This window comes from Agrobacterium sp. 10T429 (assembly GCF_056393925.1).
Map to the genome: position 1 here is coordinate 1 of NZ_JBFTGV010000017.1, position 13,636 is coordinate 13,636.

Sequence of the window (13,636 nt, forward strand, 5' to 3'; positions counted from 1 at the left end):
CTCAAAACGTTCCGGAACGGCCTCGATCATATGAAAGTTTCTAGTTCCAGAGATAGGCGCAGACATAGAAGCTCACAGCTGGTGAATAGTCATTACTCAATAGCTGAGCCCGCGCTACTGACGCCAGATGGGGTCAGCTTGCCGCTTACTACGGTGCGTCCCTTAAAGGAGACAAATCGCCTTCGGCAATTTGCTCCGGAAGTATACATCACAGCGTCCCTGTGATGCAGTCGCGATAAATCCAATACGGATTTACGCTGGTCGCGATAAATCCAATAGGGATTTACGCTGGTAACGCGGGGTGGAGCAGCCCGGTAGCTCGTCAGGCTCATAACCTGAAGGCCGCAGGTTCAAATCCTGCCCCCGCAACCAATATCCCTGGGATGCCACTAAAGCCCCATCACGAGGCTTTTTGCGTTTTTGCCTTTCGATCGTCCTGGCTCGGCTCAACAATTTTTCGAGTATTGCCCTCTCGTTCAGGCACTCTGTTTTCCTCTTGCCAGAAGCAAACGTCAGGATCGCAACCAGATTGCCGCGCAGTACGATCACCAGTTCCGCACCATCGGCCACGAGATCAATGCGGTTTACCAGCGTGCGAAGCTTGTCGGCCGCCTGTGCCCTCGTCTCCTCGTTGCCAAGCTGGTCGTGAAGAGCAGCGATCTCCTCGTGATAAAATTTTGCCAGATTGGGATGCCGCAGGGGAGGTGGCTCCTCCGCATTTGGGATTTAGGATTACATAGAGGTTTCCGATGACCATGACACGTTTGTCCTGCAGTGAAGTCGATCTTGACGTTAGCAAGGCAAAGAAAGCCGCCCAAGCGGGACCTGTGATCATCACCCATCGCGGCAGGTCATCTCATGTGTTGATGACGAAACGCGAGTTCGAGCGCCTCACCGGAAAGCGCCGCAACCTCGTCGACGACGCAAGAGCACGAGCGGCTGATCGCCACCAAATCTCGTCGCCATGTTCCGCACTATGAACTGGCAAATGCTCTGGTCTACAATGCCGGCGCGCATCGCTCCCGAAACACTCCTAAACCCGCGCTTCCAGAACCATGTTGAAAGGCCCGGTGAAGGCTCGCCTGACGCTGGAAAAGCCACCCGAACGAATGACCTCTGAGAGCTTAGCTTCGCCGGCCTGAGCTCCCAATCCTTCACCAACCTCCTGGTCAAGTGACGTTGGCACGCAGATCATGGTTGATGCATTGTAGTAAAGGCGGCCGACAGGATTCATATTGTCCGCCGGGCGGTCGCCCGCGATAGGTTCGACAATCATCCAGGTGCCGTCCTTTTTAAGGATACGAGACATGTGCCCCGCACACCCACGCGGATCACCCATATCATGCAGACAGTCGAAACTGGTGATGAGATCGAAATCCGTATCCTTGATGTCTTTGGCCGTCGCCGCCACGAATTTCACCCGGTCGTCCACCCCATGGCTTCGGGCATGCTTGTTGGCCTCTTCTATGGATGGCTCGTGGAAGTCATAGCCTGTGAAGCTGGCGTTGGGGTATGCCTCGGCCATAAGAATTGTCGAGAAGCCGACGCCACAGCCGACATCGGCGACCCGGGCGCCTTTCTCCAGTTTGTCCTCGACGCCATGAAGGGCGGGCAGCCACGATTGGACAATATTGTTCACGTATCCCGGCCGAAAGAACGCGCCCGTTGCGCAGAATAGGCAACCTGCAGTGTCACCCCATCGCACCCCGCCGCCGGTCCGGAAGCTGTGCTCAACCTTGGGCTCTCCCTCGATCATCGCCGCGACCAGATCGAAAGCTCCTTCGAGATAGACGGGGCTGTCCTTAATGACGAACACCATGGCCTGCTCGGGTGAGAGACTGAACATCCCGGAACCGCTGTCGTAGTCGATGTAGCCGTTTGCCGCCTGTGCCAGCGCCCACTCCCTGACGTAGCGTTCCAACAGGTTACCGGAGGCTGCCGCAAGGCCTGTGGATGTTAGCGGTCCGGCGCGGCGCAACGTATCGAACAGGCCCAATCTCAAGCCAATCCTGACAGTTGGAACACTGAAGGCTCCCCCTAGATCGCCCAGCATTTTGCCAATAAAAGAATTCAGTTTTGTTTCGTCGAGCTGTGTCATTTCATTCCCCCCAATTAATTGAGTTGGCGGGCAAAGGCTGACCGAAAATTTACGCGTCAGTGAATGCTCGTAGGCGACGTAAGATAGCCGAATACCCTGAATTTGTCACGCAAACCAATATCGCTCTATCGGTGGTCCGCTCCTGACTAGCGTTACAGGTAAGAGTGATGGACGATGGCGCGGGGAAGTCGTAAACTGGCTTCAAGACCAGGCAACGATATACTCCCGGGAGGAAGCAATGCCTATCTTCATGGACCGGCACGAGCTTGCCGGAGTTTCAGCGGCGGATATCGCCGCGGCACACCTTAAAGATCTCAACATTCAGGATCAGTACGGCGTCAGGTTCCTGACCTACTGGTTTGATGAAAGGCGTGGTACGGCCTTTTGCCTTATCGATGCTCCAGACGCTGAAACTGCGCAGTGCGTACATCGGGAAGCCCACGGATTTGTCGCCAGTGAAGTTGTGGAAGTCGCTCTCTCCGCTGTGGAAGCGTTTCTCGGGCGAATACAGGATCCCTTGTCGCTTGCTACCATCTCGAAAGATATGGATGCCGGCCACCGTGCGATCCTGTTCACTGATATTGTCGGTTCAACCGAGATGACGGCCCGCCTTGGCGATCGTATGGCGGCGGAACTAGTCCGCGCACACGATGCCCTGGTTCGCGGTTGTCTCGGGCGACGGTCGGGGCGGGAGGTCAAGCACACCGGCGACGGCATAATGGCTGTATTCTCGTCCGTACCGTTTGCCGTGGATTGCGCCATTGATATCCAACGCGAGTTCCATCGCTACAACAGCGGCAACGGTGAGCCCATTCACATCCGCATTGGACTGGATTGTGGTGAGCCGATCGAGGACAGCAATGATTTCTTCGGTGCGACAGTGCAACTGGCAGCCAGGCTCTGTGCCGCGGCCGAGAGCGACCAGATCCTGATATCGGACAAGACCTTCCAGGAATATGGCAGCGCCGATGTCCTCGTCCATGGCAATCAATACAGACTGAAAGGATTTGCCGACCCGGTCATCGCCTATCGTTGCGAGTGGCTGCACTAGCGACGTGATTTGAAATCTGATGTAGAAATGACCATCAAATGGTGATCTGCGCGGAGCCACCGTGCGGTTTGTTCGGTCGGGCAACACCGCCCTGATGTCTGGCGAGGTGTGGACACCTGCCCCACCGCCGGGCGGCCGCTCTGCGAAGCCGGAAAACTCTAGCCTCAGCTGGTCCAGAAACCTGGGGCGGTTCAAAATGGGCCGGACTCTAATTTATTCTCGAGGAAATTCTCAGTGGCAGGTCACGGTCACTTTGCAATTCAATGTCGCCTTGGTTGGGAGCCTATTGATGAAAAGTGCGGCATTAGATAGAAAAACTACAGAATTACATTTCAGGCACTGATTTCCATGGCTAATTTGGGAAATCTATAAACGTTGCATGGCATCGGCCGCAAATAATGTACGTTGCGCCGCCAAGCGGTACGCTGCAATGGCGCTGGCAAGAGCGCGATCAAGGATCGATGGAATGGACTTGGCGTATCGCCTCCCGGAGGAATTCTTCACAGAGCGGTTTCTAGTCAGGCGGGTTCAACCATCTGATGGCGACGAAATCTTTGCTGGTTGGGCAACTGATCGTGAAGTGACGAAATATCTCACTTGGCGTCCGCACACAGACCTTTCCCAGACGCAGGAAGCTGCGGAACGCTCCTATCTGGAGTGGGAAGGTGGCTCCACGTTTCCAGCGGTCATTTGCCGACGCGAAGTGCCGAGCGAACTTGTTGGAAGGATTGACGCGCGACTGGCGGGACCGCGAGTTTCCTACGGTTGGCTTGTCCGGAAGGATCACTGGGGACAGGGCGTTGCGACTGAAGTGGTAAAATGGGCAATCGAGCATGCCCTTACCCATCCGATGATCTATCGCACCGAGGCAGCTTGTGATGTCATGAACGTGGCCTCAGCACGTGTGATGGAAAAGGCTGGTATGACCCAGGAAGCGTTGCTTCGGCGGTATCTTTTCCATCCAAATTTGTCGAACGAACCAAGGGACGCTTTCCTGTATTCCAAAGTTCGCTGAGACCGTCCCGGGTTACCAATCCGGCTGTAGCTTCCCGCATAAACCAACTGGGTCTCTCACGAGCGACTCCTATGCGAAATCCAAGGTAAAACCTGGATCATGTTCAGGATGATACGCATACAGCTCTAATCTCCCCGCGGCCTTCAGTCGCCGGACGGTGTCAACATCAGGATGCGCCCGCCCTAATCGTGGCGATTCTTCACGAATGAATGGATCTCATGAAGCTGTTGGCTAATCGTGTGAACGAATGATATTTCGGTGAAGGGAGATTATCTGCGCGAGACGGAAAAATCGTTTTTATAGCATGGTCGCAAAGATGGGCGCCTGTTTGAACCCGCCTCAAGGCGTAGTCTTCGATTAGAATTGTTGGATAGCATCGCTAATTTCACTTCTCGCTCATGACGGCTCCGCCATCGCTGCGTAGATGGCCCGACTGACATCGGTAGAAAACCGCCCGGCGCCGGACATGCCCTCAAATGCGGTATTGGTCAGGGCCACAACTGTCAGGCCGTTAATTGGGTCAGTGAACCAGCTATGCCCGTAGGCCCCGCCCCAGCGCCAGGTGCCTGCCGGCTCGGTGACGCCTGCGGCCTGGCTGTCGCGCAGCACCGAAAAACCGAGACCATAGCCCCAGCCCGGCGATCCCTCGATGTCGATCCCGGCTATCTGGTCGCGCGCCATCACGGAGGCATGATCGGCAGTCATCATATCACCGCCGCCCTGCCGTAACGCTTCTATCAGCTGCAACACATCGAACGCTGTGCCGACCATACCGGCGCCGCCTGAAGGAAAAGCGATGGTATCAAACACCCGTGATGGATCCATCATCACGCTTGCCATACCGGGGAGCAATGGCAAGCAGTCCGGTTCGTGCATCCGGCGGGGACGTGGCGTGGCGTCCGCGTATGCAGCCGTAACCCGGGATGGATCGGAAGGCGCGAAACCGGTATCCTTAAGACCGAGCGGCTCGGTGACGAGCTTGCGGATGGATTCCGGCAAGGCGAGCCCTGTTGCCGCCTCAATCACCGCACCCACAACATCTATCCCCAACGAATAGCGGAATGCCGACCCCGGAGCGAAGGAGAGGGGGACGCCGGCAAGGCGCCGGATGTTGTCGGCAAGCGTCAGGTCGGAGCGGTCCATACCGTCCGACACGCCTGCTTGGGCGAGAGGCCCGCCTTCCGGCTCAAAAAAGCCGTAGCTGAGCCCTGCGCTGTGACTGAGCAGATGACGCAAGGTGATAAGAGCCGGTCGTCCCTCGAAGGTCGGCGTGAACGCCGGTAGCCATTCCGTGATTGGTCGATCGAGATCCAGTATCCCGCGACTGACCAGCGCTAGGGCAGCCGCAGCGGAGAAGAGTTTCGAGACGGAGGCCAGTCGGAAGATAGCGTCAGTTCGCATCTCCGTGCCGGCATCCCGGTCGGCGAGCCCTGCTGCGCGGCAATATATTGTTTTGCCGTCGAGCGCGACAAGGACGACAGCACCGACGATGCGTTCGGCTGCAATCGCGCCGTCTATCACAGCGTCCAGGCGCGATACGATCGAAGAATTTGAGGATGTCATGAGAATTTCCTTTGGATCAGGGATTGGTAGCCGGTGGGAAGGCATGATGGCGTGCAAGAAGTGTTGTGATGAAGGCGGGGACGAGGAGGATAAGAATGGCTGGCGCGAAGCCGCCAACGCCACTCTGCTGCAGGATCAACCCGCCGACGATACCGCCACCGGCGATGGCCAGGTTCCAGGCGGTGACCAGCATGGATTGAGCAACATCGGCAGCATCGCCTGCGGTGTTCGAAAGAGCGGTCTGAAACAGCGTGGCAGTTCCGCCAAAAGCGAGGCCCCAGGCTGCGATTGCACCGTAGACAACCGCTGGGTTCTCACCCCATAGCCCAAGTGCCAGCGCTGCAAGCCCGAACAAAGCGATGCTGGCGAGCGACAGGCTTCGCAGTTGACGGTCAATCAGGACACCGACGATCCAGATTGCTGCCAGTGCTGTCGTGCCGAAGACCAGAAGCACAAGATCGGTCCGCGCTGCCATGCCGGCCTCGACCAAGAACGGGGCGATATAGGTGTACAGGATGTTGTGAGCGAGGACGAAGGCAATGGTGACGAACAGGACCGGGCGCACGCCGGGCAGAGTAAACACCGTGCCGAGCCCGCGGCGACGCTCCATAGGCTGGCCTCCGAAGTCTGGCACCTTCGCGATAACCCAAACAACCAGTATCATAGTCAAGCCGCTGATGAGGCCAAAACACGCCCTCCACCCGAGGAGGGTGCCCAGAAAAGTACCGGCCGGAATGCCAAGCGACAGCGCGAGCGGCGTGCCGACCATGGCCACCGCGATAGCCCGTCCCTTTAGTGCCTCGGGCACCATGCGTGCCGCATAGCCTGCGAGCAACGCCCAGAGCAACCCGGCAGAAACGCCGGCACAAAATCGTGCGACCATCGTCAGCAGATAGCTAGAGGAGACGGCTGTAACTGTATTGGCGATTGCGAAACCGGCGATGGCAGCGAGGAGTAACCGCCGCCGTCGTATGCCTTGCGTCGCCGCCGTCAGCGGGATCGCGGCGATGAGCGATCCAATCGCGTAGATCGTCACCATCTGGCCCACCAGTGCGTCCGACACGGCAAGGCCCGCGCCGAGCTGCGGCAGCAAAGCTGCGGGCAACGCCTCGGTCAGAATGGTGATGAAGCCGGCCATGGCGAGTGCGAGCAGGCCCGAGAGCGGCAGACGACGAGGTTGGGGCGGGTCGACGGGGGACGCGGCGGATAAGTGCATGTTTGTCATGCCCTGACCATAAGCCGGTCGCCGCGATTGGAGAATTATGCTAGAGTTCTCATCATATCGGACATATATGTCCGCAATAGGGACCAGTGGATGGAACATCTCGGCGCATTGAATGCCTTTGTTCAAACGGCAGATTGCGGTAGTTTTGCGGGTGCAGCCGCGAGGCTTGGCGTTTCTGGCTCGGCCATCGGCAAGGCGGTCGCGCGGCTGGAAGAGCGGCTTGCCGTTCGCCTCTTCCATCGCTCGACGCGCTCGTTGACGCTGACTGCGGAAGGAGCTCTGTTCCTCGATCGCTGCCGCCGTATATTCAGCGAGATCGAGGCCGCTGAACTGGAGCTGTCGCAAATCCGTCAGGCGCCGCGCGGACGTCTTCGTGTCAGCCTGCCACTAATCGGCATGCTGATGATGCCCGCAGTCATGGCCTTCATGCGTGCCTATCCCGAGATCGAGCTTGACCTCGACTTCACCGACCGGCTGGTGGATGTGATCGACGAAGGTTTCGATGCCGTGGTCCGCACCGGCGAAGCCCGGGACTCGCGATTGATGATGCGTCGGGCAGGGGCATTCTCGCACCGGATCGTCGGATCGCCCGATTATCTCGCGGCGCGTGGCGTGCCTTCGACCCCCGACGATCTGCTCGGTCACGCCTGCCATCATCACAAATATCCGTCCACCGGCAAGCTGGAGCGCTGGCCGATGGTGGCGGACGGCGCGGCCCTTGAACTTGTTCTTCCCGTGACATCGGTAGCAAGCACGCTCGAGCCGCAGATCTGCCTAGCCGAGGGGGGCTTCGGGCTTGCATGCCTGCCGCAATTCGCGATCCGGGAGCAGCTCCGGCGAGGTACCCTGGTCAGCGTGCTTGAGGACTATATGCAAGAGGTCGGTGCCTTCCACATCCTCTGGCCGGCAAACCGGCATCCCTCGCCGAAGGTGTCCGCCTTCGTCTCCTTTATGGCTGAAAACCTTCTGCGTGAGCAACATAGGTGATTTGTCATTCGCGCGTTCGCACCACGCCTCGCGGCCTTAGGCCTCACTGGCGGCAACGGACGTTCGCTTGAAAGGATCAGGAGATCGTCCGCGCCTACGTGGCCAGCGCAAAGGCAAAGGGGCGCGACGACATTTCCGCCCATTCCGAAAGCCGCTCGCCAGCACTCGGCCAGCCGCCTGAGGCATGGCGTTCAGCGGTCGATTCGAGGCGGGTTTCGATCTTTTCGATCACCGATGCGCTTGCATACGGCACGATCGAACGTCAATGGGGGCGCATCATCATCATCATCATCGGTTCATCGGGCATCGAGCGACCCATTGCCGGTTTCGCCCTGTCGAAAGCGGTTCGCGCCGCGGTCGCCGGGTGGTCGAAAACACTGTCGACGCAACGCGCGCCTCACTGGGTCACGGTCAAAATGATCCTGCCTGGCCGGAGTGACACCGACCGCGTTCGCGTGCTGGATGACATCAGGGCTAGAAACACCGCGCTTGAGCTAGCTGCCGTGCAGGAAGCGTCGCGAACGGACATCCCCCGGAGAGAACGAGTTCAATCATGGTCGGTCAAATATGCGTAGCTCGGGCTTGATCTCAAACTAGTAAGAACACCGATACCATGGTCAGCAACCAAAAATTCGAATCTTCCCGGTTCAAGACTAAGGGGGACATAACCGGTGTCGTTTCGTTGACTGCGGGTCGACCACTTTGGCCCGGAGTCCGTAAAGCGCTGCGACGAATTTACTACTGTGGTCGCTGGAAAAAAACCGGCGCTGGTACTAAGCCGCTTAAGTCGATTGACCATGTCTGTGCAAGCGTCGGGGTTTGAAACCAACATGGTGACGGGCATTAATCCGAACGGATGTAGTTCTTCGAAAAACCACGTACCTCCCCGATGAGTAATAAAGTGACCGAAATGCCGAGGGTCCAACCCCCTCGACCCGTTGCGTCCCCGCAGGTGCGCGGGAAAGATATGAATCAGCTAAGGAATGCGCCTAAGGACGGTACCCGATGGCAGGTCGGCCACGTCCACTGCGCCGTTCTGCAGGGCCAAGGAAACATCGTCGGTGAAATCGTTTGTGAGCGCTTCGGTGAGTCACCTTTGGACTGATGCCGTATCTTGGTCATGGTAGCGACCGCGAATAAAGAGGACCTCTTCGTTAAGGTTGTGCTCCAGCAACTCGGCGCTAACACGAGCAATTCATCGGGAACGTGCCGTGATGCTTCGGAGACGATTTCCAGCCCACGGTTGACGGCAAGCTTGTTCAAAGTCCGCTAATGTCTTACCGGTCGTGTGGCTCTGAATGCCTTCAATTTCTTCCAGCATTTCCGCCAGAACAGGCTCTACTTTTCGCTTTACCATCAAAATGCTCGAACAGCCGATTGGTCGTTGTCGCGGCGAAGCATGGGATGGTGGCTATTGCGAGTGGTCACATCGACCTCTATGGCCAGCTTTTCTTCAAGAAACTGCTTAACCCCAAGTAGGTCCAGAAGCGAGAACTTTTTGGAAGGGTCTTAATCAATGAAAACGTCTAAATCGCTGGAAGAGCCGGCTTCATCCCGCGCTGTTGATCCAAATAGATAAGGCCCGTCGCGCCCATGCCGTTTATGGCGCGATCGTGCTTCTTTAAGCGTCGGATGGCAATTGTTCGGTCCATGACCCAAATGTTATTTCAACCTCCGAAAACCATCTACATGCTTTACCTATTACAGACCGGGCGACATGATCGGGTCAAAGAGAGCTGCTGGGCAGCCTGCCCGGTCTGATCCTGGAGTGAATTTAGTCCATCCCGTCTTTCTCAGCCCGGTTCACGATATGGGTAAAGCGGCGGTGGATACCGATTTCCATGGCCAGCATTCGGCCGACGATGCGTTGATAACTGTCGATGTCAGTGGTTAACACCGTCAGGAAATAATAGACGCCACCGCCACTGACTAGCAGGACACAATTTCCGCTTTGGCGCTGACAGCGCTCTAGAAGCGTTTGAAATCCACCGGCGATGGCTGGCCAGTGTTACGTCCATCAGCACCCAAACGGGCAGTTGTTCAGCCCTTGATAAGCGGGCGTGAAAACCAGTGACCAAACCTTGTGCCTTAATCCGTTTCAATCGCGCCCAAGCCGGGGTGGTCGACAAACCAAAGGCTACGCCGGCGTCTGTTTGGACAGGCGTCCGTGGAGCTTCATTGCCTCGATAATGCGCAGGCCTATTACATCCAGTTTCAGTTTTTCCTCCATGGGCCGCCGCAGACAGTTGCAGCATGATGTAAGTGGGGTGGCTCGAACATGTTTCCATGATGCATATCGAAACATGCTTGACTATGATTTTTACATATGAAATGTTTTTTGCATCAACATAAAACAAGAGGGCGAACTTATGTCACTGTCGAAACCGGCCTTGCGTGCATTATTTGCATCTGTGGCCCTGACTCTTCCCGGATTGGCTGTAGCCAATACGCTGAACGTGCAGATCACCGCTGATATCAGAAGCTCCCAACCGGGCATAAACCGCGATGCTGGCACGGATTCCGTCATGCTCAACGTGGTTGAAGGGCTGGTTGCTGCAGGTGAAAAGGGTGAAGTTCGCCCGATGCTGGCTAAAGAATGGACGGTATCCGACGATGGAAAAACCTATACATTTACGCTGCGTGACGGCGTGAAATTCCACAATGGCGAGACGATGACCGCTTACGATGTGCAGTGGAGCCTCGAGAAGCTCATTCGTGACCCGGAATTCAGCTGCAAGACATTTTTTGATGGGAGTCGCGACGCAAAGGTCCAGACAATCGTGGCGAAGGAAAACACGGTTATTGTTACGCTTGATCGTCCCGATGCGATGTTCCTGAACTACATGGCGCAGGCGCAGTGTGGATCCACCGGTATCGTGCACCGTGCCTCGTTCGGAGATGACGGCAAGTGGAAGGCGCCAGTCGCCACCGGTCCGTTTGAGTTCGGCGAATGGAAACGCGGGCAAGGACTGACACTGAAGAAATTCGCTGACTATTCTATCTCGGGAGAGCAGCCCGACGGTTACGGCGGACGCAAGGAAGTTCTTGTTGATGAGGTGAAATATGTTGTTGTGCCGGACACCGCAACGGCGGTGGCCGGTCTCAAGAGTGGCGCTCTTGATGTGCTGCCCTACCTGCCGCCGGGTGAGGCCGCAAAGTTGAAGGACGAAAAGGACTTCAACATTGTTGCGGCTCCTCACGGTGGCCTCGTGACCATGCTGTTCCAGACCGCCGATCCGTTGATGTCGAAGGTTGCAATGCGTCAGGCTGTCATTGCCGCGCTGGATACACCGCAGATCGTTGATTCCGTAACCTACGGGCTGGGTGTTCCCAACAATTCGCTCGTTGCGTCCGGCTCGCTTTATCATACGGCGGCACATGACAAGGGTTACAGTTATGACCCTGATGCCGTGAAGGCACTGCTGGCCAAGGCCGGTTACGAAGGCGAGAAGATCAACATTCTCACCAACCGTCGCTCGGCCATCAACTATGATACCGCAATCATCGCGCAGGCCATGTTGCAGTCTGCCGGTATCAATGCGGAAATCGAAGTACTTGAATGGGCAAGCCAACTCGACCGCTTCAATAGCGGTAAATACCAGATCATGGCATTCAATTATTCCAACCGCACCGAGCCGGCGCTCGCCTATCAGACGGTTGTCGGTTCGAAAGCCAAGAAGGCCAATGCTGTCTGGGATGATGCTGATGTTAGCAAACTCGTCAATCAGGCGCTGCAGGAAACCGATCAGGCAAAACGTCAGGCGATCTTTGATGACCTGCATACCCGTTTTCTGGAGCAGGCACCTTTGGTCATGCTCGCCAACGGTCTCGATGTTGGCGTGTCCGGCCCGAAGGTAAAGGGATATCGCACCTGGCAGGGGTTCGCCCGCTTCTGGGGTGTTGAGAAAACCCAGTGAGAATGACTGGCGGATACTGACCATGCTGAAATTTGCCCTGAGCCGATTATTGTCGGCAGTCCCCACCCTGTTCATCGTCTCGGTAGCGGTGTTTGGCCTCATCCGGCTGATACCCGGCGACCCGGCCAGTCTGATGCTCGGCGATCTCGCCGATGCGGATGCGCTGGCCGCCGCCCGCAGGTCGATGGGACTGGATAAACCCGTGCCACTGCAATTTGTCATCTGGCTTGGCAATGCCGTGCAAGGTGACCTCGGCTACTCTGTGCTGAATGGCCAGCCGGTGCTTGATCTTGTGTTGCAGCGTTTTTCGACCAGCGCGTGGATGGTGCTGATTGCAGTTGGTCTTTCCGTTCTTATTGCCGTGCCACTCGGCATGGCGGCGGCATGGAAACAGAATGGGGGACTTGATCTTGCTATTGTTGCGATGTCCACTCTGCTGCTTTCAATCCCGACCTTCTGGTTGGGATTGATGATCCTGCTCGGCTTCGGTCTCAAACTCGGCTGGTTACCGGTACTGGGTTATGTTTCGGTCACTGACGACCCGATTGCCGGATTGATCTACCTGATCATGCCAGTGGCAACTCTGGTGCTACATGAAGTAGGCATTATCGTTCGTATGGCCCGTGCCTCGACGCTTGATGTGCTGCGGCTAGATTACATTACTCATGCCCGCGCCAAGGGGTTGGGTGAGGCGGCGGTGCTTCTGCGCCATGCGGCACGTAATGCTTTTGGCCCGACCTGGACGCTTATTGGCTTGGTTCTAGGCAACCTTCTTGGCGGTGTTGCCGTGGTGGAAACCGTGTTCACCATTCCAGGCCTCGGTAGACTGATCGTCGATTCCATTTACGCTCGTGATTACGCCGTCGTGCAGGGTTGCTTGCTGTTTGTGGCCGTCACTTACCTGCTCGTCAATCTGCTGGTTGACCTGCTCTATCCCCTGTTTGATCCGAGAGTGAMTGCAGAATGAAACGCCATCAACGAAATCGTATTCTCGGCGGCGCCCTTCTCGCCTGTTTTCTCGGGGCGGCCCTTGCCGGACGCATCTGGACACCTTTCGATCCGATGCGCATCGATCTGCGCTCCAAGTTGCAGGCACCAAACGCTACTCACTGGCTTGGCACCGATGAATTCGGTCGCGACGTGCTGTCCCGGCTAATGACAGCAGCAGGAACCAGTGTCTCTATTAGCCTCGTGACGGTGTGCATTGCAGTTCTCGCCGGCGTGTCGTTTGGTGTTCTGGCGGGTTATGCCCGTGGCTGGACGGACCGCGTCATCATGGCATTGAACGATGCGCTACTGGCTTTTCCCAGCATGTTGCTGGCGCTGGCATTGCTGTCGATTACGGGTGCCAATATGTACGGCATCATTCTGGCGCTCGGCATTGCCTACACGCCCTCCATGGTACGGGTGGTGCGCGGTTCGGTGCTGTCACTGCGTGAACGGGAGTTTATCGAAGCGTCTCGCATCATGGGCAATTCGGCTGTCTATACCATGTTCCGCCACATAGTGCCGAACTGCCTTGGTCCGGTAATCGTGTTGGCAACCTCCATGTTCGGATCGGTCCTGCTGACTGAGAGTGCACTCAGCTTCCTTGGTCTTGGTGTGCCGCCGCCAGCGCCGACTTGGGGCAACATGCTGGCCAGTGGCCGTCCCCACATCGCCGAAGCTGTCTGGCTCGGCATCTTCCCGGGTCTCTGCATCTCCCTGTCACTACTTGGCATAAATCTGTTCGGTGATGCGATCCGCGATCGTTTCGACCCCCGCATGCGAGGATTGTAAG

12 protein-coding genes and 1 tRNA gene are annotated in these 13,636 nt (G+C 57.0%); 9 read left to right on the forward strand and 4 right to left on the reverse strand.

The features are described 5' to 3' along the window. Positions 1 to 295 precede the first annotated feature (295 nt). Both AC1DCP_RS25740 and AC1DCP_RS25745 read left to right on the forward strand, forming a co-directional pair. Positions 296 to 372, forward strand: a tRNA-Met gene (locus AC1DCP_RS25740). 377 nt (positions 373 to 749) lie between these two features. Continuing rightward, positions 750 to 980, forward strand: coding sequence for a type II toxin-antitoxin system prevent-host-death family antitoxin (locus tag AC1DCP_RS25745; protein ID WP_476774824.1), 231 nt, complete (start codon positions 750 to 752; stop codon positions 978 to 980). A 53-nt stretch (positions 981 to 1,033) separates the two neighbouring features. Here the strand turns inward: AC1DCP_RS25745 and AC1DCP_RS25750 are convergent, their stop codons facing one another. Further along, a complete protein-coding gene (locus tag AC1DCP_RS25750; RefSeq protein WP_333704751.1) occupies positions 1,034 to 2,098 on the reverse strand; it encodes a class I SAM-dependent methyltransferase in 1,065 nt (354 codons plus the stop codon). Positions 2,099 to 2,336: 238 nt separating this feature from the next. On the opposite strand from AC1DCP_RS25750, the gene AC1DCP_RS25755 reads away from it, so the two are divergent. After that, positions 2,337 to 3,149: a nickel-binding protein gene (locus AC1DCP_RS25755; RefSeq protein WP_038495622.1), complete on the forward strand. Its 813-nt coding sequence runs from the start codon at positions 2,337 to 2,339 to the stop codon at positions 3,147 to 3,149. A 379-nt stretch (positions 3,150 to 3,528) separates the two neighbouring features. After that, positions 3,529 to 4,164, forward strand: a complete 636-nt coding sequence (locus AC1DCP_RS25760; RefSeq protein WP_236762236.1) for a GNAT family N-acetyltransferase — start codon at positions 3,529 to 3,531, stop codon at positions 4,162 to 4,164. 396 nt (positions 4,165 to 4,560) lie between these two features. On the opposite strand, the gene AC1DCP_RS25765 is transcribed toward AC1DCP_RS25760, so the two are convergent. Further along, the gene (locus tag AC1DCP_RS25765) at positions 4,561 to 5,727 is read right to left on the reverse strand and encodes a serine hydrolase domain-containing protein (protein WP_476774825.1); all 1,167 of its coding nucleotides are present in this window, start codon (positions 5,725 to 5,727) and stop codon (positions 4,561 to 4,563) included. A 16-nt stretch (positions 5,728 to 5,743) separates the two neighbouring features. Continuing rightward, on the reverse strand, positions 5,744 to 6,952 hold the full coding sequence (locus AC1DCP_RS25770; protein WP_333704753.1) for an MFS transporter: 1,209 nt from the start codon (positions 6,950 to 6,952) through the stop codon (positions 5,744 to 5,746). Between the two features lie 90 nt (positions 6,953 to 7,042). On the opposite strand from AC1DCP_RS25770, the gene AC1DCP_RS25775 reads away from it, so the two are divergent. Continuing rightward, positions 7,043 to 7,939 (forward strand): LysR family transcriptional regulator, encoded by an 897-nt coding sequence (locus AC1DCP_RS25775; protein ID WP_111810204.1) that lies wholly within the window; start codon positions 7,043 to 7,045, stop codon positions 7,937 to 7,939. A gap of 98 nt (positions 7,940 to 8,037) precedes the next feature. Further along, positions 8,038 to 8,514 (forward strand): SDR family NAD(P)-dependent oxidoreductase, encoded by a 477-nt coding sequence (locus AC1DCP_RS25780; protein ID WP_476774826.1) that lies wholly within the window; start codon positions 8,038 to 8,040, stop codon positions 8,512 to 8,514. Positions 8,515 to 9,448: 934 nt separating this feature from the next. Here AC1DCP_RS25780 and AC1DCP_RS25785 read toward each other — a convergent pair. Next, positions 9,449 to 9,598 (reverse strand): nucleotidyltransferase domain-containing protein, encoded by a 150-nt coding sequence (locus tag AC1DCP_RS25785; RefSeq protein ID WP_333704755.1) that lies wholly within the window; start codon positions 9,596 to 9,598, stop codon positions 9,449 to 9,451. Positions 9,599 to 10,371: 773 nt separating this feature from the next. Between AC1DCP_RS25785 and AC1DCP_RS25790 the strand changes: the two genes are divergently transcribed. The 3 genes from AC1DCP_RS25790 to AC1DCP_RS25800 are packed head-to-tail and all read left to right on the forward strand — an operon-like array spanning position 10,372 to position 13,635. Continuing rightward, entirely contained in the window at positions 10,372 to 11,856 is a 1,485-nt protein-coding gene (locus tag AC1DCP_RS25790) for an ABC transporter substrate-binding protein (protein ID WP_333704756.1), read from the forward strand. A 22-nt stretch (positions 11,857 to 11,878) separates the two neighbouring features. Further along, the gene (locus tag AC1DCP_RS25795) at positions 11,879 to 12,823 is read left to right on the forward strand and encodes an ABC transporter permease (protein ID WP_476774827.1); all 945 of its coding nucleotides are present in this window, start codon (positions 11,879 to 11,881) and stop codon (positions 12,821 to 12,823) included. Then, complete coding sequence (locus AC1DCP_RS25800) at positions 12,820 to 13,635, forward strand: ABC transporter permease (RefSeq protein ID WP_038495639.1); 816 nt, start codon at positions 12,820 to 12,822, stop codon at positions 13,633 to 13,635. The genes AC1DCP_RS25795 and AC1DCP_RS25800 overlap by 4 nt, the downstream gene beginning before the upstream one ends. The last annotated feature ends 1 nt before the right edge of the window (position 13,636 follow it).